At 68.1% G+C, this 23445-nt stretch carries 27 protein-coding genes; 13 read left to right on the top strand and 14 right to left on the bottom strand.

Annotated elements, in window-relative coordinates; all coding sequences use genetic code 11:
* Positions 1–49 precede the first annotated feature (49 nt).
* From I9P22_RS07980 to purC, 3 genes are all read right to left on the bottom strand, one after another.
* On the bottom strand, positions 50–922 hold the full coding sequence (locus tag I9P22_RS07980; RefSeq protein ID WP_199258923.1) for a LysR family transcriptional regulator: 873 nt from the start codon (positions 920–922) through the stop codon (positions 50–52).
* Between the two features lie 86 nt (positions 923–1008).
* Positions 1009–1248, bottom strand: a complete 240-nt coding sequence (purS, locus tag I9P22_RS07975) for a phosphoribosylformylglycinamidine synthase subunit PurS (RefSeq protein ID WP_115756863.1) — start codon at positions 1246–1248, stop codon at positions 1009–1011.
* 11 nt (positions 1249–1259) lie between these two features.
* Positions 1260–2024 (bottom strand): phosphoribosylaminoimidazolesuccinocarboxamide synthase, encoded by a 765-nt coding sequence (gene purC / locus I9P22_RS07970; RefSeq protein WP_028716635.1) that lies wholly within the window; start codon positions 2022–2024, stop codon positions 1260–1262.
* Positions 2025–2169: 145 nt separating this feature from the next.
* On the opposite strand from purC, the gene I9P22_RS07965 reads away from it, so the two are divergent.
* Positions 2170–2484, top strand: a complete 315-nt coding sequence (locus tag I9P22_RS07965) for a DUF1476 domain-containing protein (RefSeq protein WP_199258921.1) — start codon at positions 2170–2172, stop codon at positions 2482–2484.
* 68 nt (positions 2485–2552) lie between these two features.
* Here the strand turns inward: I9P22_RS07965 and I9P22_RS07960 are convergent, their stop codons facing one another.
* The 3 genes from I9P22_RS07960 to I9P22_RS07950 are packed head-to-tail and all read right to left on the bottom strand — an operon-like array spanning position 2553 to position 4889.
* Positions 2553–3926 carry an MATE family efflux transporter gene (locus I9P22_RS07960; protein ID WP_199258919.1) on the bottom strand — a complete coding sequence of 458 codons (1374 nt, stop codon included), beginning with the start codon at positions 3924–3926 and terminating at the stop codon, positions 2553–2555.
* A 3-nt stretch (positions 3927–3929) separates the two neighbouring features.
* A complete protein-coding gene (locus tag I9P22_RS07955) occupies positions 3930–4430 on the bottom strand; it encodes a PaaI family thioesterase (protein WP_199258918.1) in 501 nt (166 codons plus the stop codon).
* A gap of 15 nt (positions 4431–4445) precedes the next feature.
* On the bottom strand, positions 4446–4889 hold the full coding sequence (locus I9P22_RS07950) for a PaaI family thioesterase (protein ID WP_199258916.1): 444 nt from the start codon (positions 4887–4889) through the stop codon (positions 4446–4448).
* Between the two features lie 137 nt (positions 4890–5026).
* Between I9P22_RS07950 and I9P22_RS07945 the strand changes: the two genes are divergently transcribed.
* From I9P22_RS07945 to I9P22_RS07920, 6 genes are all read left to right on the top strand, one after another.
* Positions 5027–5443, top strand: a complete 417-nt coding sequence (locus tag I9P22_RS07945; RefSeq protein ID WP_199258914.1) for a MerR family transcriptional regulator — start codon at positions 5027–5029, stop codon at positions 5441–5443.
* 89 nt (positions 5444–5532) lie between these two features.
* Positions 5533–5922, top strand: a complete 390-nt coding sequence (locus tag I9P22_RS07940) for a MerR family transcriptional regulator (protein WP_199258912.1) — start codon at positions 5533–5535, stop codon at positions 5920–5922.
* Between the two features lie 22 nt (positions 5923–5944).
* The gene (locus tag I9P22_RS07935) at positions 5945–7723 is read left to right on the top strand and encodes an acyl-CoA dehydrogenase C-terminal domain-containing protein (protein ID WP_199258910.1); all 1779 of its coding nucleotides are present in this window, start codon (positions 5945–5947) and stop codon (positions 7721–7723) included.
* A gap of 272 nt (positions 7724–7995) precedes the next feature.
* Positions 7996–8637 (top strand): glutathione S-transferase family protein, encoded by a 642-nt coding sequence (locus tag I9P22_RS07930; RefSeq protein WP_199258909.1) that lies wholly within the window; start codon positions 7996–7998, stop codon positions 8635–8637.
* A complete protein-coding gene (locus I9P22_RS07925; protein ID WP_199258907.1) occupies positions 8634–9845 on the top strand; it encodes an acetyl-CoA C-acetyltransferase in 1212 nt (403 codons plus the stop codon). Before I9P22_RS07930 ends, I9P22_RS07925 begins: the two co-directional genes overlap by 4 nt.
* Before the next feature lie 11 nt (positions 9846–9856).
* A complete protein-coding gene (locus I9P22_RS07920) occupies positions 9857–12034 on the top strand; it encodes a 3-hydroxyacyl-CoA dehydrogenase NAD-binding domain-containing protein (protein ID WP_199258905.1) in 2178 nt (725 codons plus the stop codon).
* Between the two features lie 155 nt (positions 12035–12189).
* Here I9P22_RS07920 and I9P22_RS07915 read toward each other — a convergent pair whose 3' ends face one another.
* Together I9P22_RS07915 and nth are read right to left on the bottom strand one after the other, a co-directional pair.
* Entirely contained in the window at positions 12190–13197 is a 1008-nt protein-coding gene (locus I9P22_RS07915) for an adenosine kinase (RefSeq protein ID WP_199258904.1), read from the bottom strand.
* Positions 13194–13862 carry an endonuclease III gene (gene nth / locus I9P22_RS07910; RefSeq protein ID WP_199258901.1) on the bottom strand — a complete coding sequence of 223 codons (669 nt, stop codon included), beginning with the start codon at positions 13860–13862 and terminating at the stop codon, positions 13194–13196. Before nth ends, I9P22_RS07915 begins: the two co-directional genes overlap by 4 nt.
* 100 nt (positions 13863–13962) lie before the next feature.
* Here nth and I9P22_RS07905 point away from each other — a divergent pair, with 100 nt between their 5' ends.
* Together I9P22_RS07905 and I9P22_RS07900 are read left to right on the top strand one after the other, a co-directional pair.
* Positions 13963–14559 carry a methylated-DNA--[protein]-cysteine S-methyltransferase gene (locus I9P22_RS07905; protein WP_199258899.1) on the top strand — a complete coding sequence of 199 codons (597 nt, stop codon included), beginning with the start codon at positions 13963–13965 and terminating at the stop codon, positions 14557–14559.
* Positions 14560–14707: 148 nt separating this feature from the next.
* Positions 14708–15385 (top strand): OmpA family protein, encoded by a 678-nt coding sequence (locus I9P22_RS07900; protein ID WP_199258897.1) that lies wholly within the window; start codon positions 14708–14710, stop codon positions 15383–15385.
* Positions 15386–15651: 266 nt separating this feature from the next.
* Here I9P22_RS07900 and I9P22_RS07895 read toward each other — a convergent pair whose 3' ends face one another.
* The 5 genes from I9P22_RS07895 to I9P22_RS07875 all read right to left on the bottom strand — a co-directional run bounded on the left by I9P22_RS07895 (position 15652) and on the right by I9P22_RS07875 (position 18325).
* Complete coding sequence (locus I9P22_RS07895; RefSeq protein WP_199258895.1) at positions 15652–16206, bottom strand: F0F1 ATP synthase subunit B; 555 nt, start codon at positions 16204–16206, stop codon at positions 15652–15654.
* Complete coding sequence (locus I9P22_RS07890) at positions 16203–16865, bottom strand: F0F1 ATP synthase subunit B' (protein WP_199258893.1); 663 nt, start codon at positions 16863–16865, stop codon at positions 16203–16205. Before I9P22_RS07890 ends, I9P22_RS07895 begins: the two co-directional genes overlap by 4 nt.
* A 78-nt stretch (positions 16866–16943) precedes the next feature.
* On the bottom strand, positions 16944–17177 hold the full coding sequence (locus tag I9P22_RS07885) for a F0F1 ATP synthase subunit C (RefSeq protein WP_010394077.1): 234 nt from the start codon (positions 17175–17177) through the stop codon (positions 16944–16946).
* A gap of 57 nt (positions 17178–17234) precedes the next feature.
* Complete coding sequence (locus I9P22_RS07880; RefSeq protein WP_199258892.1) at positions 17235–17981, bottom strand: F0F1 ATP synthase subunit A; 747 nt, start codon at positions 17979–17981, stop codon at positions 17235–17237.
* Between the two features lie 2 nt (positions 17982–17983).
* On the bottom strand, positions 17984–18325 hold the full coding sequence (locus I9P22_RS07875) for an AtpZ/AtpI family protein (RefSeq protein WP_199258890.1): 342 nt from the start codon (positions 18323–18325) through the stop codon (positions 17984–17986).
* Positions 18326–18512: 187 nt separating this feature from the next.
* On the opposite strand from I9P22_RS07875, the gene I9P22_RS07870 reads away from it, so the two are divergent.
* Both I9P22_RS07870 and I9P22_RS07865 read left to right on the top strand, forming a co-directional pair.
* A complete protein-coding gene (locus I9P22_RS07870) occupies positions 18513–18869 on the top strand; it encodes an ArsR/SmtB family transcription factor (protein ID WP_199258888.1) in 357 nt (118 codons plus the stop codon).
* Between the two features lie 142 nt (positions 18870–19011).
* Positions 19012–20187, top strand: coding sequence for a Hint domain-containing protein (locus I9P22_RS07865; protein WP_199258886.1), 1176 nt, complete (start codon positions 19012–19014; stop codon positions 20185–20187).
* Between the two features lie 60 nt (positions 20188–20247).
* On the opposite strand, the gene I9P22_RS07860 is transcribed toward I9P22_RS07865, so the two are convergent.
* Positions 20248–21849: a bifunctional metallophosphatase/5'-nucleotidase gene (locus I9P22_RS07860; protein WP_199258884.1), complete on the bottom strand. Its 1602-nt coding sequence runs from the start codon at positions 21847–21849 to the stop codon at positions 20248–20250.
* Between the two features lie 125 nt (positions 21850–21974).
* Here I9P22_RS07860 and I9P22_RS07855 point away from each other — a divergent pair, with 125 nt between their 5' ends.
* Together I9P22_RS07855 and I9P22_RS07850 are read left to right on the top strand one after the other, a co-directional pair.
* A complete protein-coding gene (locus I9P22_RS07855; RefSeq protein WP_199258954.1) occupies positions 21975–22307 on the top strand; it encodes a DUF952 domain-containing protein in 333 nt (110 codons plus the stop codon).
* Complete coding sequence (locus I9P22_RS07850; RefSeq protein WP_199258883.1) at positions 22304–23362, top strand: quinone-dependent dihydroorotate dehydrogenase; 1059 nt, start codon at positions 22304–22306, stop codon at positions 23360–23362. The genes I9P22_RS07855 and I9P22_RS07850 overlap by 4 nt, the downstream gene beginning before the upstream one ends.
* Positions 23363–23445: the final 83 nt, after the last annotated feature.

The following is a 23445-nucleotide window of genomic DNA, read 5'->3' as shown; positions in this document are numbered from 1 at the left end:
TTGTCCAGACTAGAGACCGGCGATAGACGATACAATCGTGATATATCGTTTATTGATTGAAGGTATCAATCGACGAGACAATGCGGATCAGTGCCTCGACCAGCGGCGGATGCGGCTCGCGCCGGGCCACCACCACGCCGACCATATGGCCCTCGCCGGTCAGGTCGCGGGCCCGAACCCCCTCGGGCAGCGGCAGGCCGCGCGCCAGCGCCCGCGGCAGGATCGCCGCCCAGTCGCCGGTCGCCACATGCGACAGGATCGCCAGCATCGAGGTCGATTCGACCCGCGGCAGCGCATCCGCCCCAGCCTCGACCAGATGCCGGGTGACGATGCGGCGGTTCTGCATGTCCGGGGTCAGCAGGCAAAGCGGGCGGGTGGCGGCCTCGGCCCAGTCGGCCGGCCCCGCCAGTTCGCCGCGGTCGATCAGGCAATAGGTCTCGCGATACAGCGGCAGGCTCTGCACCCGGCCCAGCGGCTCGCTGTCCAGATAGGTCACGCCGGCATCCAGCTCCAGCGCCTCGATCTGGTCGCGGATCTCGTCCGAGCTGCGCGACAGGATCGAGACCCCGGCATTGGGATGGCGGCGCAGGAACGGCCCGGTCAGCTCGGCGATGCGCGGCATCGCGGTGGGGATCACGCCGATGCGCAGCCGCCCCGACACGCCCTTGCGGCTGGCCTGCATCTCGGCCTGCATGGCGCGGGCATCGGCGACGATGCGCCGCGCCCAGCCCAGCACGCGCTCGCCCTCTGGCGTCAGGCCCTGGAAGCGCGAGCCGCGCCGCACCAGCTGCACGCCCAGCTGCTCCTCCAGCGCCCGGATGGCCGAGGACAGCGTCGGCTGGGTGATGCCCAGCGATTCCGCGGCGCGGCCGAAATGCTTCTCGCGCGCCAGGGCCATGAACATGGAAAGCTTGTCGATCACGGACCCGCCCTTCCCGTCCCACGGGCTTCTTCGTTCCGAAAATACTCCGCGGGGGTCCGGGGGCGCGAAGCCCCCGGTCCGGCAGATCAGACGATCTCGACCGCGTATTTCTCGATCACGGTATTGGCGAGCAGGCCTTCGCACATGCGCGCCACCTCGGCCCTGGCGGCCTCGGCATCGGATGCCGCCAGGTCCAGCTCGATCACCTTGCCCTGGCGCACGCCTGAGACCCCGGCAAAGCCCAGCCCGCCGAGCGCGTGCCGGATCGCCTCGCCCTGGGGGTCCAGAACGCCATCCTTCAGCATGATGGTGACACGGGCTTTCATCTGCGGGCCTCTCAGTTGATCAGGGTGGGTTTGGTCAGCGAGGTGGTGTTGGCGGGCATCAGGCCCAGCCGGCGCGCCACCTCGGTATAGGCATCGGTCAGGCTGCCCAGGTCGCGGCGAAACACGTCCTTGTCCAGCTTCTGCCCGGTCTTGACGTCCCAGAGCCGGCAGCTGTCCGGGCTGATCTCGTCGGCGACCACCAGGCGCATGAAATCGCCGTCCCAGATCCGGCCGACCTCGATCTTGAAGTCGATCAGCTTGATGCCGACGCCGAAGAACACGCCCGACAGGAAGTCGTTCACCCGCAGCGCCAGGCTCACGATGTCGTCCAGGTCCTGTTGCGAGGCCCAGCCGAAGGCGATGATGTATTCCTCGCTGACGAAGGGATCGCCCAGCTCGTCGTTCTTGAAGCTGTATTCGACGATGGGGCGGGGCAGCGGCGTGCCCTCCTCCATGCCCAGGCGCTTGGCGATGGAACCGGCGGCGAAGTTGCGCACGATCACCTCCAGCGGGATGATCTCGACCTGGCGCACCAGCTGCTCGCGCATGTTGATGCGGCGGATGAAGTGGTTCGGCACGCCGATATTGGTCAGCCCGGTCATGAAGAACTCGGACAGCCGGTTGTTCAGCACGCCCTTGCCCTCGATGGTGGCCTTCTTCTGGGCGTTGAAGGCGGTGGCGTCATCCTTGAAATACTGGATGAGCGTGCCGGGCTCGGTGCCTTCGTACAGGATCTTGGCCTTGCCTTCGTAGATTTTCTTGCGCCTTGGTGCCATGCTGCGCTTCTCCCGTCCGCAAGGTGACAATCTTTATCGCGCTATAGGCCAGAAACGGGGTCAGGGGCAATACAGGCTTGCGATGCGGCCCCGGCGCGGGCATATCCTGCGACAAGACCACGGGAAAACCCAAGCAGAGGCCGCCATGACCACCTTTGACGACCGCGAGCGCGCGCAAGAGGCGAAATTCGCCCATGATGCCGAACTGAACTTCAAGGCCGAGGCGCGGCGCAACCGCCTGCTGGGCGAATGGGCGGCCGGGCTTCTGGGCAAGACCGGCGACGATGCCCGCGCCTATGCGCTGACCGTGGTCACTTCGGATTTCGACGAGCCAGGCGACGAGGACGTGTTCCGCAAGCTGGCGGCCGACCTGGCGGGCAAGGTCGACGAGGAGGCCATCCGCGCCAAGATGGTCGAACTGCGCGCCACCGCCCGCGACCAGATCGTCAGCGAGATGTAGGCGCCGCTCCGCGCTCTTCCCGACGCCCCGGCCCCGCGCCGGGGCGTCTTGCATTCCGGGGGCGCGGTTCAGGGCGCTGCCGAGACCGCGCCTCCGGCCGCCGCCGCGATCCGCGGGTAAAGCCGCCACAGAGTCAGGCCGCGCAGCGCGTTCAGCGCCATCAGCGCCGCCCAAAGCCCGTGATTGCCGAAGGCCCTGGGCAGCAGCAGCACCAGAACCGCATAGATCCCGACCGAGACCAGCATGGCATTGCGCATCTCGCGCGTGCGGGTGGCGCCGATGAAGATGCCGTCCAGCATCCACGAGGCCACGCCGATCAGCGGCGCCGCCACCAGCCAGGGCAGGAACTGCCGTGCCTCGGCACGGACCGCCGGGGCGGTAGTCAGCAGGTCCACGATCGCCGGCCCGCCGAGCAGGAACAGGGCCGAGAGCAGCCCGGCCCCCGCCACGCCCCAGCCCGAGGCCAGCCGCGCCGCCCGCCGCAGCCGGTCCGGCCGCCGCGCCCCCACCGCCTGCCCGACCAGCGATTCGGCGGCAAAGGCGAAGCCGTCGAGCCCATAGGCGACGATGGAGAGGAATTGCAGCAGCACCTGGTTGGCGGCCAGCGTCACGTCGCCCTGCCCCGCCGCCATGAACATGAAGGTGGTGAACGAGCCCTGCAGCAGGACCGAGCGGATCAGGATGTCGCCGTTCACCCGCGCCAGCTGCTCCAGCCGGTCGCGGGCGAACAGCCCCGCCCGCCGCATCCCGGCGCGGATGGCGTGACGCGCGAACCACAGGCCCAGGGCCAGCCCGGACCATTCCGCGATCAGCGTCGCGCCGGCGACGCCGCGCACGCCCCAGCCCAGTCCCAGCACGAACCACAGATCCAGGACGATGTTCAGCCCGTTCATCGCCAGCTGCATCGCCAGGACCGCGCGCGTCCGCTCGACGGCGATCAGCCAGCCGGTCAGGGCGTAAAGCGAGATGGTCGCCGGCGCGCCCCAGATGCGCAGCGCCAGATAGTCCCGGGCCAGCGCCTCGACCTGGTCCGAGGCCGGCGCCAGCCAGAAGGCAACGGCGAAAAGCGGGACCTGCAACAGGACCAGCCCCAGCCCCGCCGCCATGCCGATGGCCAGCGCCCGCATCAGATGCGCGCCGGATTCGCCCGCGTCGCCCGCGCCATGCGCCTGCGCCGCCAGCCCCGAGGTGCCCATGCGCAGGAAGCCGAAGATCCAGTAGAGCGAGGTCAGGATCACCGCGCCCAGCCCGACCGCGCCAATGGGCTCGGCCCGGCCCAGCTGGCCGATGACGCCGGTATCCACCGCGCCCAGGATGGGAATGGTGGCGTTGGACAGCACCACCGGCAGCGCGATGGCCAGCACCCGGCGATGGGTCAGCGCCCGCGGCGGCTCCGTCCCGGACAGGCCGCCGGATTGGCCGCCGGACTGCAGCTCGACCATGGCTCAGCCGTTCTGCGGCATCAGGAAATGCCCGGTCGCCTGGGCGAAGAGCTTCTGGCGGTGGTCCTGCCAGGCCTCGACCTGCACGCTGGCATAGCGCCGGCCCGAGCGCACCACCTTGGCCCGCGCATAGGCGTCGCGCGGCAGGCCGGAACGCAGGTAGTCCACGGTGAAGTCGATGGTCTTGGGCAGGCGCGGCAGGCTGTCGGGCACCGCGGCATCGGGGGCGATGCGGCCCTGCTCCATGTCCTCCCAGATGGCGGTCCAGGTCAGTTCGACGATGGCCGCCACCTCCAGGAAGGCGGCCGTGACGCCGCCATGGATCGCCGGCAGCATCGGGTTGCCGATCAGCTTCTGGTCAAAGGGCAGCACGGCGGTCAGCTCGTCGCCGCGCCGGTCGAAGCGGATGCCCAGCCAGCGGATATAGGGCACGCCCGAGACCAGCGCGTTCAGGGCATTGTCGCGGCGCGACTTGATCGCGGCCAGGGGTTCGTTGCGGTCCATGTCAGCGGTCCAATGTCAGCGCTCGATGGTGAAGGCCCCGGTGGCCGAGGCCACGGGGCGGCTGTCGTCGTCATCCATCGCCACCGCCCGCACGAAGGCGACCGAGCGGGTGATGTGATAACAGCTCGCCTTGGCGCGAATGGTCTGGCCGGGCGTCGCGGCGCGCATGTAGTCGATGCGCAGGTCGATGGTCGCGGTCGAGCGCGCGCCCGTCGGATGCACCATCACCGCCGCGCCGCAGCAGGTGTCCATCAGCGCCGAGATGACGCCGCCATGGATCACCCCGCTGCGCGGATCGCCGACCAGGTCCTCGCGCCAGGGCAGCCAGATCTCTGCCCCCTGCTCGGACAACTCGCCGAAGCTCATGCCAAGCGCGCGCGCATGGGGGATCACCTCGATGAACTGGCGCGCGATGCGCTGGCGCTGCTCGGTCTGCTCTTCCGGGATCGGGTCGGTCATGCGTCTGGCTGCCTCTGCTGGATGGGGAATGGTAGCATCGCGGGACACACTGGCAAGCCCGCTCCCGCCAATGGTTGAGTTTGCGCGGGCGGCGCGCTAGGCTGCGGCCGAGGCCGGCCCGAGCATGAGTTCTTCCGATGTCCGATAACGAATACATTGGCTTCAAGGAAATGTGCGCGCGTTTCGACGTGACGCCGCGCACCCTGCGCTATTACGAGTATATCGAGCTTCTGAGCCCGAAGAAGGAAGGCCGCTCGCGCTTCTACAGCCCGCGCGAGATCGCCCGGATGAAGCTGATCCTGCGCGGTCGCCGCTTCGGCTTCTCGCTCGAGGACATCCGGCAATGGCTGCTGATCTATGGCGAGAAGGGCACGCGCGAACAGTATCGCGTCTGGATTGAACTGGCCGACCGCCAGCTCGAGGTGCTGGCCCAGCAGCGCGCCGAGCTCGAGGCGGCCATGGCCGACCTGCTGACGCTGCGCAACGAGACGCAAACGCTGCTGAAGGACATGGAAGCCTCGGAGGGGGACGGCGCGGCGGCGGCCGAACGCTGACCGAGCACTGACGCCACGTCGCACCTTACGTGCACGTCAACTGCGCCTATATTCCCCTTCGAGGCGTGCCACTGAAGGAGGGATCGGCCATGAGCGACGCTTTGATGACCATCCGCCAGATGTGCGACGCCTTCGAGGTGACACCCCGCACCCTGCGCTTTTACGAGTCCCGCGAGCTGATCTTCCCCGAGCGCCGGGGCCAGCACCGGCTTTACGGCCGCACCGACCGGGCGCGGCTGAAACTGATCCTGCGCGGCAAGCGCTTCGGCTTCTCGCTGGAGCAGATCCGCCAGTTGCTCGAGCTTTACGACCCGGCCGAGCGCAACATCACCCAGACCGAGGCCACCCTGACCACCGCCCGCGAGCGGCTTGCCGACATGGAGCGGCAGCATCACGAGCTGGGCGGAGCCATCGCCGAGCTGCGCGCGCAGATCGCCGAGGGCGAGGTCTGGCTGCAGAACCTGAAATCCGGCGCCTGACGCGCCAACCCTGGGAGGACCGATGACCACCTATGCCGCCCCCGTCCGCGACATGCAATTCGTGCTGCATGACGTGCTCGAGATCTCGAAGCAGGAGCTTCCCGGCTATGGCGATCTCGACCGCGAATTCACCGAGGCCGTGCTGGATGCCGCCGGCAAGCTGGCCGCGGAAGTGCTGGCGCCGCTGAACCCGGTCGGCGACCGCCAGGGCTGCCGGCTGGAAAACGGCGTGGTGCGCACGCCCGACGGCTTCGGCGCGGCCTTCGAGCAGATGCGCGAGGGCGGCTGGACCGCGCTCGACTGCGACCCGGCCTATGGTGGCCAGGGCATGCCCTATGTGATCGGCCTGGCGGCGGGCGAGATGTTCTCGGCCTCGAACATGGCCTTCACCATGTATCAAGGCCTGACCCATGGCGCCTATTCCGCCATCCACACCCACGGTTCCGACGAGCAGAAAGCCACCTACCTGCCGAAGATGGTCAGCTGCGAATGGACCGGCACCATGAACCTGACCGAGCCGCATGCCGGCACGGATCTGGGTCTGCTGCGCACCAAGGCCGAACCGCAGGACGACGGCAGCTACCGCATCACCGGGCAGAAGATCTTCATCTCGGCCGGCGACCACGACATGGCGGAAAACGTCATCCACCTGGTGCTGGCCAAGGCCCCGGGCGGCGGCGAGGGCACGCGCGGCATCTCGCTCTTCATCGTGCCGAAATTCCTGGTGAACGAGGACGGCAGCCTGGGCGAACGCAACGCCGTCTCGGTCGGGAACCTCGAAGAAAAGATGGGCATCCACGGCAACGCGACCTGTGTGATGAACTACGACGGCGCCAAGGGCTGGCTGCTGGGCGATCTGCACAAGGGCATGCGCGCCATGTTCACCATGATGAACGAGGCCCGCATCGGTGTCGGCCTGCAGGGCTATGCCGTGGCCGAGGCCGCCTATCAGAACGCCGCCGCCTATGCCCGCGACCGGCTGCAGGGTCGCGCGGTGACCGGCGACGCCAACCCCTCGGGGGCCGCCGATCCGCTGATCGTGCATCCCGATATCCGCCGCACTCTGATGGACCAGAAGAGCTTCCTGGAAGGCGCGCGCGCGCTGGCCTTCTGGGGCGCGCATCTGATCGACCGCGCGCATCTGGCGCAGGACAAGGAGGCCGACGACCTGGTGTCGCTGCTGACGCCGGTGATCAAGGGCTTCTTGACCGACAAGGGCTTCGAGACCACGGTACAGGCGCAGCAGGTCTTCGGCGGCCACGGCTACATCGAGGAACAGGGCATGTCGCAATTCGTCCGCGACGCCCGCATCGCCATGATCTACGAGGGCGCGAACGGCGTGCAGGCGCTGGACCTGGTCGGCCGCAAGCTGGCGGCCGAGGGCGGCAAGCCGATCATGGGTTTCTTCGAACTGATCAAGGCCGAGATCAAGGCGCATGAGGGCGACGCGGCGCTGAAGGCCGATTTCCTCGAGCCGCTGAAGACCGCCTCGAAGGACCTGCAGGCGGCAGCGATGTTCTTCATGGAACAGGGCATGAAGAACCCGAACGCGGCGCTGGCCGGCTCCTACGACTTCATGCACCTGTTCGGGCATGTAGCGCTGGGGCTGATGTGGACGCGCATGGCGGCGGCATCGCGGGCGGCGCTCGAGGCCGGCAGCGACGACCCGGCCTTCCACGAGACCAAGCTCGCCACCGGCCGCTATTACATGGCCCGGCAATTGCCGATGACCGCGACGCATCTGGCGCGCATCCGCTCGGGCGCCGAGCCGGTGATGGCGCTGGCGGCGGATCGGTTCTGAAACGGGCAAGGGGGCCTGGCGGCGGGATCGCATGGGTATTTGGAAAACGGAAAGATGCGGATGCGGCGCCCCGGAGCACCGTGCCTTTCCCAGGGGATCAAGACCGGGTGAACCGGGGCGCTCTTTCCGTTTGCGGTCATCGGCTCCCCAGCCTGTACCGCGGAATCAGCCATAGCCGAGAAAGGTTAAGAACCCGCTGACGCACTTTCCGTTTTACAAATACCCAATGCGACGGCGACCCCTGGCCCAACCAGGAGGAAAGGGAGAACAGCATGACCGCCCAGCTTCACTGCTTCGGAGAATCCGGCCATTCCTACAAGGTGGCGCTGATGATGCAGCTGACCGGCTATCCCTGGCAGCCGGTCTTCGTGGATTTCTTCGGCGGCGCCACCCGCAGCGCCGATTACCACGCCCTGAACGAGATGGGCGAGGCGCCGGTCTTCACCGAGGACGGAGTGACCCTGACCCAGTCCGGCGTGATCCTGCTGCACCTGGCCGGGAAGACCAGGCGCTTCATGGAGGGCGACCGGAGCGAGATCCTGCGCTGGCTGTTCTGGGACAACCACAAGGGCTCGGCGCAATTCGGCACCTTGCGTTTCCTGATGAACTTCCTGCCGCCCGACAAGCGCCCGGCCGAGGTGATCGCCTGGCTCACCGGCCGCTGCAAGGCAGCGCTCAAGACCCTGGATCGGCAACTGCAGGGCCGCGACTGGCTGGTGGGCGAGACGCCCAGCATCGCCGACCTCTCCTGCTGCTCCTATCTCTTCTACCCCGAGCCCTTCGGCTTCGACCGCGCCGAATGGCCGCATATCGACGCTTGGCTCGACCGCATCCAGGCCCTGCCCGGCTGGAAACACCCCTATGACCTGATGCCCGGCAATCCCGCGGACCGGGCCGCGAAGGAGGACGCATGACCGAAGCCTATATCTACGACGCCGCCCGCACCCCGCGCGGCAAGGGCCGCCCCGACGGCAGCCTGCACGAAGTCACCTCGGTCGCGCTTTCCGCCCGGCTGCTGAACGCCGTCAAGGAACGCAACGGGCTGACCGGCCATGCGGTCGAGGACGTGATCTGGGGCAATGTCACCCAGGTCAAGGAACAGGGCGGCTGCCTGGCGCGCTCGGCGGTGCTGGAATCCGATCTGGACGAAAGCATCCCCGGCCTTGCCATCAACCGCTTCTGCGCCTCGGGCATGGAGGCGGTGAACCTGGCCGCGAACCAGGTCAAGGGCGGCGCCGGCCAGGCCTATATCGCCGGGGGCGTCGAGATGATGGGCCGCGTCGCCATGGGCAGCGACGGCGCCGCCATTGCGGTCGACCCCAGCCTGACCTTCAAGACCTATTTCGTGCCGCAGGGCATCAGCGCCGACATCATCGCCACCGAATACGGCTTTTCCCGCGAGGAGGCCGATGCCCTGGCCGTCGAGAGCCAGCGCCGCGCCGCCATCGCCTGGGAGGAGGGGCGCTTTGCCAAGTCCATCGTGCCGGTCAGGGACCAGAACGGCCTGACCATCCTCGACCGCGACGAATACATGCGGCCCGGCACCACGCTGGAGGATCTCGCGAAGCTGAAGGCCAGCTTCAAGGAGATGGGCGAGACCATGCCCGGCTTCGACAAGGTGGCGATGCTGAAATACCCGCATCTGGACCGCATCGAGCATATCCACCATGCCGGGAACAGCTCGGGCATCGTCGACGGCGCCGCCGCCGTGCTGATCGGCAATGCGGAATTCGGCAAGGCCCACGGGCTGAAGCCCCGCGCCCGCATCCGCGCCACCGCCAAGATCGGCACCGATCCGACCATCATGCTGACCGGCCCGGTGCCGGTGACGGAAAAGATCCTGAAGGACAGCGGCATGGCGATTTCCGACATCGACCTGTTCGAGGTGAACGAGGCCTTTGCCTCGGTCGTCTTGCGCTTCATGCAGGCCTTCCAGGTCGATCCCGGCCTGGTCAACGTCAATGGCGGCGCCATCGCCCTGGGCCACCCGCTGGGCGCGACCGGCGCCATCATCATCGGCACGCTGCTCGACGAATTGGAGCGCCAGGACAAGACCGTGGGCCTCGCCACGCTCTGCATCGCGTCCGGCATGGGCGCGGCCACCATCATCGAGCGCGTCTGAGGGAGGGGAACATGACCGATTTCACCATGCGGAAGGACGCCGAGGGCGTCGCCATCATCACCTGGGACGTGCCGGGCAAGTCGATGAACGTGCTGTCGCTGGACGGCGCGGCCGAGCTGAACGCGCTGATCGACGATGCGCTGGCCGACGCGGCCGTGAAGGGCATCGTCATCACCAGCGGCAAGAAGGATTTCGCCGCCGGCATGGACCTGAACGTCATCGCCGGCATGAAGCAGGGCGGCGCGCAGGCGGTGTTCGACGGCGTGATGACGCTGCACCGCCTGCTGCGCAAGATCGAACTGGCCGGGATGGACGCCAAGACCAAGAAGGGCGGCAAGCCCATCGCGAGCGCCCTGCCCGGCACCGCGCTGGGGATCGGGCTGGAACTGCCGCTGGCCACGCATCGCATCTTTGCCGCCGAGAACGCCAAGGCCAAGATCGGCCTGCCCGAGATCATGGTCGGCATCTTTCCCGGCGCCGGCGGCACCACCCGGCTGGTGCGCAAGCTGGGCGCCATGGGCGCCGCGCCCTTCCTGCTGGAGGGCAAGCTCAGCGACCCGGCCAAGGCCAAGTCGGCCGGGCTGATCGACGAGGTGGTGGCCGATCCGGTCGCCGCGGCCCACGAATGGGTGCTGAAGGCATCGGAGGCCGATCTGGTCAAGCCCTGGGACGCCAAGGGCTACAAGATGCCGGGCGGCGAGCCCTATCACCCGGCTGGCTTCATGACCTTCGTGGGCGCCAGCGCCATGGTGCATGGCAAGACGCTGGGCGTCTATCCGGCGGCCAAGGCCCTGCTGAGCGCCGTCTATGAAGGCGCCATGGTGCCCTTCGACACGGCGCTGAAGATCGAGGCGCGCTGGTTCACCAATGTGCTGATGAACCCGTCCTCGACCGCGATGATCCGCAGCCTGTTCATCAACAAGGAGGCGCTGGAGAAAGGCGCGAACCGCCCCGAGGCGCCGGACCAGAGCGTGAAGAAACTGGGCATCCTCGGCGCCGGCATGATGGGCGCGGGCATCGCCTATGTCTCGGCCATGGCGGGGATCGAGGTGGTGCTGATCGACTCGACGATCGAGGCGGCGGAGCGCGGCAAGTCCTATTCCACCGACCTGCTCGACAAGGCGATCAGTCGCCGCAAGGCGACCGAGGAGAAGAAGGTCGAGGTGCTGGCCCGCATCACCCCCACCACCGACTATGCCGCCCTGCAAGGCTGCGACCTGGTGGTCGAGGCGGTGTTCGAGGATCCCGCCGTCAAGGCCGAGGTGACCAAGAAGGCCGAGGCGGTGCTTCCGCCGGAGGCGATCTTCGCCACCAACACCTCGACCCTGCCGATCAGCGAGCTGGCCCGCGCCAGCGCCCGGCCGGACCAGTTCATCGGCATCCATTTCTTCAGCCCGGTGGACAAGATGCTGCTGGTCGAGATCATCAAGGGCCGCGAGACCGGCCCGCGCGCCGTCGCCAAGGCGCTGGATTTCGTGCGCCAGATCCGCAAGACCCCCATCGTGGTCAACGACGCGCGCTTCTTCTACGCCAACCGCTGCATCATCCCCTATATCAACGAGGGCATCCGCATGGTGGCCGAAGGGATCAGCCCGGTGCTGATCGAGAACGCCGCCAAGATGATGGGCATGCCGCTGGGGCCGCTGCAACTGGTGGACGAGACCTCGATCGACCTCGGCGTCAAGATCGCCAAGGCGACGAAGGCGGCAATGGGCGATGCCTATCCCGACGATGCGGTGGACCAGGTGATCTTCAGGCTGGCCGAGCAGGGCCGGCTGGGCCGCAAGGCCAAGGCGGGCTTCTACGACTATGACGAGGGGGCCAAGCGCCAGGGCTTCTGGTCGGGCCTTGCGACCGAATGGCCCGAAGCCGAAACCCAGCCCGGGCTGACCGAGATCCAGCACCGGCTGATGTTCGCGCAATCGCTCGAGGCCGTCCGCGCGCTGCAGGACGGCGTGCTCGAGGACATCCGCGAGGGCGATGTCGGCGCCATCCTCGGCTGGGGCTTCGCACCCTGGTCGGGCGGCCCCTTCGGCTGGCTCGACATGCTGGGCGCTGCGCGCGCGGTCGAGATCGCCGAGGATCTCGCGGCGAAATTCGGCCCCCGCTTCACCGCCCCGCAACTGCTCAAGGATATGGCCGCCAAGGGCGAAAGCTTCTACGGCAGGACCGCCCGCAAGGCCGCCTGACAGGGGCCCCGGGACAAGGCTGCAAGGATCGGCCTTGTCCGCCCGGTCGGATGGGTATTTGCAAAACGGAAAGAACCGCTTCCGAAACGCCGGGCGCGGCCCCGCGGCACTTCACCGTTTCCCGAATACCCAGGCGGCGGCGCGCAAGGGCGCGATCAGATCAGCCCCTCGGCCCGGAAGGCCGCGCGCAGGTCGCTTTCGGGCCGGGCGCCGACATGGCCGATCACCTCGGCCGCGGCAATGCAGCCCATGCGCCCCGCCGCCGCCAGCTCGGCACCGATGGCCAGGCCATAGATCAGCCCGGCCGCGAACTGGTCGCCAGCCCCGGTGGCATCGACCGGCACCACGCGATGCACCGGCGCCGTCACCCGCTCCTCGCCGCGGATCAGGATCGCATCCTCGCCCGAGCGGGTGCAGATCACCGTGCCGCAATCGCCCGAGGCCAGCCGCAGCGCCGCCTCCAGATCCTCGACCTGATAGAGCGACTGCCATTCATGGACATTGCCGATGACGTAATCCATCGGCCCGGCCACCAGCCGGCGGAAATCGGCGCGGTGGCGGTCGACGCAGAACGGGTCCGACAGCGCGATCCCCGCCTGCCCGCCCGCCTGGTGGCAGGCCTCGGCCGCCTTCAGGAAGGCTGCCTTGCCGGCATCCTTGTCGAAGAGATAGCCTTCCAGGAACAGCCAGCCGGCACCGCTGAAGGTCGCCGGGTTCACGTCATCCGGCCCCAGCTCCCCGGAAATTCCCAGATAGGTGTTCATCGACCGCTCGCCATCCGGGGTCACGAAGATGATCGAGCGCGAGGTCGGCGCCACCTGGCCCGCGACCGGCGGGTTGACGAAGACGGTGCCCTGCGCCTCGGTCTGCTCGGCATAGCTCAGCCCCAGCGGATCGCCCGCCACCTTGCCGATGAAGGCGGTGCGCAGCCCCAGCATCCCCAGCCCGGCCAGCGTGTTCGCGACCGAGCCGCCCGGCACCAGCCGCGCCTTGCCGGCCTGCGGATCGGCCGATTGCGCCGCCATCAGGAATTCGGACCGCTCGCGGTCGATCAGCTGCATGATGCCGCGCTGCACCCCCAGCCGCGCCAGCGTCGCATCCGAGGTCGGCGCGATCACGTCCATGACGGCATTGCCGATGCCGATCACATAGGGGGTGGTCATTCGGTCTTCTCCTCATAGGGGCACAGGTCTTCGATGGGACAGATCTTGCAGCGCGGGCGGCGCGCCTGGCAGACGTAGCGGCCATGCAGGATCAGCCAGTGATGGGCGTTCTGCTGGAAGGGGACGGGGACGTTGTCCTCGATGGCGCGCTCGACCTCGGCCACGTCGCGGCCCGGGGCGATACGGGTGCGGTTGCCGACCCGGAAGATATGCGTGTCCACCGCCTGGGCGGGGAAATGGAAGACGCTGTTCAGAACCACATTGGCGGTCTTGCGCCCGACGCCGGGCAGGGTCATCAGCGCCGCGCGCGACTGCGGCACCTCGCCGCCATACTCCGCGACCAGGATGCGCGACAGGGCGATGACGTTCTTCGCCTTCTGGCGGTAAAGCCCGATGGTCCGGATCTCCTCGGTCAGCGCCTCGAGGCCCAGCTCCAGCATCTGCCGCGGCGTGGCGACGCGCTGGAACAGCCGCTTCGTCGCCTTGTTCACCCCGACATCGGTGGCCTGCGCCGACAGCGCCACCGCCACCAGCAGGGTGAAGGCGTTGGTGTATTCCAGCTCGGTCACCGGCTGCGGGTTCGCGGCGCGAAACCGCGAGAAGATCTCGACCTGCGCCGCATAGGGCAGGGCCGGCGAGGGGCGAGGGGAAGCGCTGCGTGCCATGGCCCCCAGATGCCCTGCCCCGCTGCCATGCGCAAGCATTCGTGCATGGATTCGGCCCGCCGCCGCGCTAAGCTGCCCCGGCAACAGCAGCGAGGCCAGGATGACACGGACGCTCTTTTCCCCCGCCCCCGCCGAGCCAGGGCTGCGGGTCACGATCACCACGCAGCCGGCCGAGGACCGGGGCGCGGTGCTGTGCCGCGGCCGCTTCCCGACCCCGCTTGGCACGGTGATCGCCTATGGCGCCGGCGGGGCGCTCTGGGCCCTGGGCTTCGCCGGGCCGATCCCCGAGGACCAGGTCGAGGCCGACCTGGCCGCGCGCTTTCCCCGCGCCAGGACGGTCGAGGCGCCCAAGGCGCTGGCCCCGGCCATCCAGACGCTGCTGGGCGGAGAGGGCGAGATCGCGGTGCGGCTGGCCGGCACCGCGTTCCAGCTCCAGGTCTGGCAGGCGCTGATCCGGGTGCCGGCCGGGCAGGTGATCAGCTATGCCATGCTGGCCGAGCGCATCGGCCGACCGCGGGCGCTGCGCGCCGTCGGCACCGCGGTCGGGCAGAACCCGGTCTCCTGGGTGGTGCCCTGCCACCGGGTCACCCGCACCGGCGGCGCCATCGGCGGCTATCACTGGGGCGAGGCGGTCAAGCGCGCCCTGCTGGCCCGCGAGGGCGCCAGCATTGCACCGCGCGCCATCGCCGCATTGTGAGGGGGCGTGGGCAGATTTGCGCGCCTCTCTCTGGCCTTGTCGCGGAACTCGTGCCAAGTTCCGGGTGTTTGGGCACCAGCAGCCGGCCTCTCCGGCCCAGTCGCAAGGACAGGCGACGGTGGATCGCCCTGAAAAGAAAGGTGAAAGAATGAAGACCCGTATTCCGCTGCTTCTCGCCTCGGCCGGCGCGATCGCGCTGACGGCCTGTGCGCCCACCGATCCCTATGGCAACCCGACGACGGGCGGAACCCAGCTGAACCGCGCCCAGCAGGGCGCCATCGCCGGAGCGGTGGTCGGCGGCATCCTGGGCGCGACCCGCGACAATGACAAGAACGACCAGGGCAAGGACGCGATCAAGGGCGCCATCGTCGGTGCCGCCATCGGCGGCGTCGGCGGCGCCGTCCTGAACCAGCAGCAGAAGGCGCTGCAGCAATCGCTGAACAACCCCAATATCCGGGTGGTGAACCATGGCAGCTACCTGTCGGTGACCATGCCGGAATCGACGCTGTTCGCCACCGATTCGGCGGCGGTGGGGGCGCAGGGGCAGAACGATCTCTATGTCATCGCCCGCAACCTCAACCAGTATCCGAACAGCACCATCCAGGTGATCGGCCATACCGACAGCACCGGCTCGGCCGCCTATAACCAGGACCTGTCCGAGCGCCGGGCGCGGTCGGTCGCCGGCATCCTGACCGCCGGCGGCGTGTCCTCGGGCCGCATCACCACCTCCGGCCGCGGCTCGGCCCAGCCGGTCGCCTCGAACGACAGTGCCGCCGGACGGGCACAGAACCGCCGGGTGGAGATCCTGATCATCCCGACCCGCTGATCGCGGCGGGCCGGGACGGCAAGCGTGGGCTGGCGGCGCGGCTGCCAGCCCTTTTTCATGCGCCGGCGCCGGCGATCTTCTTGAGTATCTGTGGAACGGAGAAGCGCCGAAGCGGCGGGCCGGCGCGTGCGGACCACCGGGGATTTGGACAGTGGTGCAGGGCGGCCCGGACATGCAGAAACCCCCCAAGGCTTTCGCCAAGGGGGGGGTCGCATCGCTGTCCCTTGTGCCGCGCCTTGCCGGCGCGTTGTCCGGCTCAGGCGACCTCAGTTGAGGCGGCGCGCCACGTCGTCGATGGCCTTGTCGATGCCGGCCGCGCGCTGCTCGGCGGTGGCCTGCTTGCCCAGGATCTCGGTCGCAGCGGCGACAGCGGTCTGGATGGCGCGGTCGCGCACGGCGCGGACGGCATCACCCTCGGCACTGGCGATCTGCTCCTCGGCCGCCTTCAGGCGACGCTCGATGGAAAGCTGCAGCGCCTTCTTGGCCTTGTCGGCCTCCAGATTCGCCTCGCGCTTGGCATTGGCGACGATCTCGTCGGCCTGCGACTTCACCTCGCGCTGCCGGCGCTCGTAGCTGGCATAGATCTCCTGGGCTTCCTCGCGCAGGCGCCGGGCCTCGGCCAGGTCGTTGCGGATGCCCTCGGCGCGCTTGTCCAGCAACCCGCCGACGATCTGCGGCACCCGGAACCAGACCAGCACGCCGACGAACAGCAGGAAGGCCAGGGTGACGATGAAGTCGGTATTGCGCAGCGAGAAGAACGGACCCGAAGCCGCCAGGGCCGGGCTCGCCATCAGGGCGAAGAGAACGCTCAGACGCTTCATTGCAGCACCCCCTTCAGCCGCTGATCGACCGTTTCGCCGACCAGGGCCTGGTCGGCAGCACCGCCGAAATGTTCCACCAGCGCCGCGGTCACGTCGCGGGCGACCGTGCGCGCATCCTCGACCGCCGAGGCGCGGATCTCGCTGATGCGCTTCTCGGATTCCGCCGAACGGGCGGCGATTTCCGCATCGGCATGGGCGATGGCGGCGTCGAGCTCCTTCTGGATCTCGGCCTTGTTGGCGGCGATGATCTTCTGGGCCTCGGCGCGGGCATCGGCCAGCGCCTTGTCATAGGCGGCCTCGGCCTCCTTGGCCTTCTGCTTGAATTCCTCGGCGGCCATCAGATCACCGGTGATGGCGCCCTGGCGGTCCGAGATGACGCCGCCGATGCGCGGCAGCGCGATCCGCGACAGCACCCAGTAGATCACTGCCAGGATGACCAGCAGCCAGAAGATCTGGTTGCCGAAGGTCGTGAAATCCAGTTGCGGCATGCCGGGGGCGCTGGCAGCATGGCCGGCCGCGCCATGGGCCGCATCCGCTGCACCGGCCGCGGCATGGGCCGCATCGGCGCCATGGCCCGCCGCCTCGGCGGATTCGGTGATCACCACCGTTTCAGAGTCTTCGACCACGACGGGCGCGGTCTGTTGCAACAGGCTGAACATATCCTACCCCATGCCGGTCGTTTCACAATCGGGTGGGCGCCCGCACGGCCCCCACCCAACCGCAAGGATGGCAAAGGATCAGACTGCGAACAGCAGCAGCAGCGCGACCAGGAACGAGAAGATGCCCAGGGCTTCCGCGAAGGCCATGCCGATGAACAGCGTGGCGGTCTGCGAAGCGGCAGCCGACGGGTTGCGCAGCGCGCCCGCCAGGTAGTTGCCGGCAACATTGCCCACCCCCATGGCCGCACCGGCCATGCCGACGCAAGCCAGACCGGCGCCGAGATACTGTCCCAGTTGACCCAGATTTTCCATGTTCATGCTCCTTGAGGCTTTGGAAAGGGTTTTCGTTTCAGACCTTGGCTGCCCGGCTCAGTGCGCCGGATGCAGCGCGTCCTTCAGATAGACGCAGGTCAGGATGGTGAAGACATAGGCCTGGATCAGCGCGACCAGCACCTCGAGCCCGTACATGGCGGTGATGGCGAGCACCGAGACCGGCGCGATGGCAGCAATGGCGGCGAAGGCGGCAAAGACCTTGATCACTGCGTGGCCGGCCATGATGTTGCCGGCAAGTCGGATCGAATGGCTGACCGGACGCACGAAATACGAGATCAGCTCGATCACCGCCAGGACCGGGCGCAGCGCCAGCGGCGCCGAGCTGACCCAGAACAGGCCCAGGAAATGCGCGCCGTTCTTGACGAAGCCCAGCACGGTGACGCCGACGAAGACCAGCACCGCCAGCACCGCCGTGACCGCGATATGCGAGGTCGGCGAGAAGCTTTTCGGCAGCAGGCCCAGGAAATTGGCGAACAGGATGAAGCAGAACAGCGTCATCACATAGGGGAAGTATTTCAGCCCGTCCTTGCCGGTCACGTCCTCGACCATCTTCCGGACCATGCCGTAGAGCAGCTCGGCGATGGACTGCACGCGGTTCGGCACGATGGCCCGGCCGCGGGTGCCAAAGACCAGCAGCGCGGTGATCGCCAGCGCCGCCAGCGCCATCCACAGCGTCGCGTTGGTCGGCGTGTACCAATGCACCGGACCGTCGCCAAACAGCGGCTTGACGACGAACTGATCCATCGGATGGAAAACCAGACCACCTGCTTCTTCTTCTGCCATCGTCATTCACCCTTGTCGTCGCCGGGGCGCCCCGGTGTCTTGCCTATCTCGTTGGCGGTCCGCATCATGGTCTTGATGCCGGCCACCAGGCCCAGCAGCACGAAAACCACCATGAAGACCGGCCGCAGGCCGGTCAGATAGTCCAGCCCGAACCCGATCCCGAAACCGAGGGCCAATCCCGCCACCAGCTCGGTCACCATGCGCCAGGCCATGTTGGCCTGGCTGAAATGTTCCTCCCCGCGCGAGGCCGGCTTGTCGGCTGCCTTCTCGCCCAGCCGGGCCTCCAGCGCGCGCAACCGCTCCGCGTCCCGGGCCCGCGCGGCGTCATGGTCGTCCTCGGCCACGGCTCACACCCCCGTTATCGGTTGGCGCGGTGATAGGGGCTTGCGTCCCCCGAGTCAAGCAAGGGGGTTTTTACCGCAACCATCTGATTTTGCAGGGATTGAGGAATCGCCCGACGCGGCGAAAACCCGGCCTTGCGGTCGGCGGGGCATCCGCCGCATATTCAACCGCGAAGTTAAGCGAAAGCCGATGACCGCGCAGCCACCCAGCCTCGACGCCATTTTCTCCGCCCTTGCCGATCCGACGCGGCGGGCGATCCTTGGCATGCTGCTGGAAGACGACATGGCGGTGACGGACGTGGCGGCGCCCTTCCAGGTCAGCCTGGCGGCGATCTCGAAGCATCTCGCCGTGCTGGCCGCCGCCGGGCTGATCCGGCAGGAGCGGCGCGGCCGCATCATCTGGTGCAAGCTCGAGCCGGACGGGCTGCGCAGCGCCTCGGTCTGGATGCAGGGCTTCGGGCAGTTCGAGCCGGTGGATCTCGACGATTTCGAGCGTTTCCTGCGCGATGCCCTGCCCCAATGCGGCGATGAGGCGGGCGAGGATTAGCACCCGCACCCGCAAATCGTGCAAAAGTTGCATCAACGACACATGAAATCGGTAAAATGCAGGCAAATTGATGTTTTATTGATGGATGCCCGGCCATGCCGTTATCTGGCGACACAATCGGTAGTTGTTGCACGGGGGCTCCATGGAATATCGAATCACGACGGCGACGTTCCAGGCCCCGGTCTACAGCGATCCCTCGGCCACCGGCTCGGACAAATACCTGCCCTTCCTGAACCGCGGCTCGGTCCGTTTCGACACGGCAGAGATGGGCGAGATCCGCCTCGAGGATGACGACGCCGAGTTCGGCTATCTCTCGCGCGGCGGTTCCGGCAGCTATTACGACGATCCCGGCAGCGAAACCGGCCAGTCGCTGCTGGAGGGCGCCAGTTTCGGCCCCTCCGACGCCCCCGTGACCCTCGGGCCCGGCCAGCGCATATCCTTCCAGGACGCCGCCATCCTGCGCGACGACCAGGGCAACGAGTTCTACGTCTCGTTCCCGACCTATACCGATTACGGCACCAGCGGCTATCCGATCGAGATCGGCCTCCGGCACAGCGTCCTGATCGTGCCCAAACTCCGCCAGGATGCCGAGGGCAACGACTACTGGCCGCAATTCCGCCAGGACGCCACCTACAGCTTCGTCGGCAGCTACAAGATCGGGGTCGGCCAGACCTCGATCGCCTATGACCAGACGGTCAGCGCGCCGCCCTGCTTCACCCCGGGCACGCTGATCGCCACCGCCGACGGCGCCAGGCCCGTCGAGACGCTTCGCCTCGGCGACGCCATCCTGACCCGCGACCACGGCTGCCGGCCGCTGCGCTGGATCGGCGGCGCCCGGCTGACCGGGCGTCAGCTGGACCTGCAGCCCAACCTGCGCCCGATCCTGATCGGCCGCGGGGCGCTGGGGCCGGGCCTGCCGGCCCGCGACCTGCTGGTCTCGCCCCAGCACCGGGTGCTGATCCGCTCGGTCATCGCGCAGCGCATGTTCGGGGCCGAGGAGGTCCTGGTCGCCGCCAAGCACCTGACGGCGCTGCCCGGCGTCACCGTCCTGGCGCCGGCCGGCGGCATCCATTACCTGCACCTGCTTTTCGACCGGCACGAATTGCTGCTCTCCGACGGGCTCTGGACGGAATCGCTGCTGACCGGGCCGCAGGCGCTGGCCGGGCTGTCGGCCGCCGCCCGGCGCGAGATCTTCGCGCTGTTCCCCAACCTTGCCGGGGAAAGCGCGGCCTCCGCCCGCCCCCTGACCCGCGGGCGCGAGGCACGCAGGCTCTTGCAGCGGCACCTGAAGAACGCCCGCCCCTTCCTGCCGGCATGACGCCCGCCTGAAACGCGAAAAGGGCCGGGCGCATGCCCGGCCCCTCCGCTTCCGGCCCTCTCACTTGACGGTGATGCGCCCATCCAGCCTGGGCGCGAAATCCGGCCCCTGCCTGGCCAGGTATTCGGCCAGCACATCCGCCAGGTCCGGCCCGAAATCATAGGCGTTCATCGCCTTCTCTGCGAAGACCCTGTAGCCATCGCCTCCGGCGCGCATGTAGTTCTGCGACACCACGCCATAGGTCGCGTTCGGGTCGATGGGCACCCAGTTCGCGCCGCCGCGCACCTGCACCTCGCTGATCCGGCTGCCGGCCGGGGCCGCCGGGTCCAGGGTGTATTTCAGTCCTGCGACCTGGGCGAAGCGCCCGGCCCCCTCCTCGATCTGGCTGGCGCCGTTCTCAAGCGCCGCGACCACGTCCTCGCCCTTCAGCTGGAAGGTCGACAGCGTGTTCTGGAACGGCAGCACCGACAGCACGTCGCCCATCGTCACCGTCCCGGCCTGCAGCGTGGCGCGCAGTCCACCGCCGTTTTGGATGGCAATGGTGATGCCCTGGTCCTTGACCCGCGCCAGCATGGCATCGGCCACCACATTGCCCATCTCGCATTCCCGGGCGCGGCAATTGTTGCGACTGCCGTCGATCGGCGCCTTCAACTCGGCCACCCGCTTCTGCTTGAGCTGCTCGATCGGCGCGGCCATTTCCTTGACCCGCGCCGCCAGCTTCTCGTCCGGCGCCACCGAGGCGTCCAGCAGGATCGGCGCGCCCTCGGCCTTGACCAGCTTGCCCTTGTCGTCCCAGGTCAGGACCAGGTGGCCCAGGTATTTGCCATAGGCATAAGCCGTCGCCACCGGCACCTGGACCCCGTCCGCGCCCTTGACCATGGTCGGATAGGGGCCCTCGGCACCCTCCATGTCGCCCAGCAGCGTATGGCTGTGCCCGCCGATCACCGCGTCGATCCCGGCGACCTCGGCCGCGAAGGCCTGATCGCGCCTGTAGCCGGAATGGGTCAGCGCGATGATCTTGGTCACGCCCTCGTCGGTCAGTTCCTGGACATCGGCCTTCAGGCTGTCCATGTCGTCCTGGAAGATGACCTTGTCGCCGGGCGAGGCGGTCTCGGGCGTGTCCATCGCCAGGGCCGAGACGATGCCGATCTTCTCGCCGCCGACCTCCAGGGTCAGCACGTCGCCCACCTTGCCCTTCAGTTCGGGCGATTGCGACAGATCCAGGTTGCCCGAGACGACCGGAAACTTCGCCCCCTCGGCCAGAATCTGCAGGCCGCCCGGCCCGTCGTCGAACTCATGGTTGCCGACCGCCATGGCGTCGAAGCCGATGGCGTTCATAAACTCGACCGTGTCCTTGCCCTTGTAGGAGGTATAGAACAGGCTGCCCTGATACTGGTCGCCGGCGTCCAGCACGACGACGTGCTGCCCATCGGCCTTCAACTGCTCGCGCAGCGTGCGGATCTTGCTGGCCAGGCGCGCGACGCCGCCGAAACACTCGTTCTTCGTCGCAGATTCGGCGTCGCAGGTGCTGTCATATTTGTTGATCGGCTCGATCCTGCTGTGGAAATCGTTGATATGCAGCACATGCAGCGTGTAATCCGCATGCGCCGCGCCCGAGGACAGCACCACCGCCGCCGCTGAAACCAGGAGCCAGCGTTTCATCTCAATCCCTCTCGTCACGGATGTCTGGACCATGGGAAGATTGGGCGATGCGCCCGCCTGCGTCAATCGTGCTCGACCAAAGCTTCGCGCTTGACGGCGGCCGGGCCGCGACGCATGAACCGGCCATGCTGGCCTACAAGATTTTCCGCGATCCCGAATACCAGGCATTCCTGCGCGACGGCTGCTCAGCCGGCGCGCCCGTCGACCTGGCCGATGGCTATATCCACCTGTCCACCGCCGCACAGCTGCCCGGAACGCTTGCCAAGCATTTCGCCGGCGAATCCGGCCTGCACCTGCTGGCTGTCGAGACCGAGGGGCTGAATTGTCTGCGCTGGGAAGCCTCGCGCGGCGGCGACCTGTTCCCGCATCTCTACCGCGAGCTGCGGGCCGACGACGTGCTCTGGTCCCGCCCCCTGCCCCTCGGCCCCATGGGCCACGAGATCGGAGACCTGGCATGAACCCCATCGAGCGGCTGGGCCTGGCCGCGCTGCATCGCCTCGACCCGGAACGCGCGCATGATCTCTCGATCTTCGCCCTGCGAAGCGGGCTGGTGCCGCTGCCCGGCCAAGCCGTCACCTCGGACCGGCTGCGCTTGCGCCTTGCCGGGCTCGACCTGCCGAACCCGATCGGACTTGCCGCAGGTTACGACAAGAACGCCCGCGCCCTGCCGGCGCTGATGCGCGCCGGCTTCGGATTCGTCGAGATCGGCGCCGCCACCCCGCGCGCCCAGCCCGGCAATCCCCGGCCGCGCCTGTTCCGGCTGACCGAGGATCGCGCCATCATCAACCGCTTCGGCTTCAACAATGAAGGCGCGCAGGCCATCGCCGCCCGGCTTGCCCGGCGCCCGAAAGGCATCCCGGTCGGGCTGAACATCGGCGCGAACAAGGACAGCCCGGACCGCAGCGCCGATTTCGCCGAAGTCGTGCGCATCGCCGGCGCCCATGCCGATTTCCTGACCGTCAACGTCTCCTCCCCGAACACCGAGAAGCTGCGCGACCTGCAGGGCGCCGAGGCGCTGGCGGCGCTGCTACAAGGCGTGCTGGCGGCGCGCGACGCATTGCCGAACCGCCCGCCCGTGTTCATCAAGATCGCCCCCGATCTCGACGAGGCCGCGCTGGCCGACATCGCCGCCGTGGCCCTCGCCGCGCCGGTCGATGCGATCATCGCCACCAACACCACGCTTTCGCGCGACGGCCTCGCCTCGACCCATGCAGGGCAGGCCGGCGGCCTTTCCGGCGCGCCGCTCTTCGACCGCGCCACCCGCATCCTCGCCCGGCTTCACCGCAAGACCGGCGGCCGGGTGCCGCTGATCGGCGTCGGCGGCATCGGCTCGGCCGAGCAGGCCTGGCAGAAGCTGCGCGCCGGCGCCTCGGCCGTGCAGATCTATTCCGCGCTGATCTACCAGGGCTTCTCGCTTGCCGCGCAGATCGCGCGCGACCTCGACGCACGGCTGGCGCGCGAAGGCGTCACGCTGGCCGAGCTGACCGGCAGCGGCAACGCGGACTGGCTCTAGAGCCTGTTGCACTCAATCGGCCTCATACCCGGCGGTTTTGAAGTAGTTGTAGCACTCCTCGTCGGAGAACAGATCGCAGACCT

Source organism: Paracoccus binzhouensis (assembly GCF_016446475.1).
GTDB lineage: Bacteria > Pseudomonadota > Alphaproteobacteria > Rhodobacterales > Rhodobacteraceae > Paracoccus > Paracoccus binzhouensis.
Note: the sequence above shows the minus strand (reverse complement) of the source record. Positions and strands in the feature narration are given on the sequence as shown.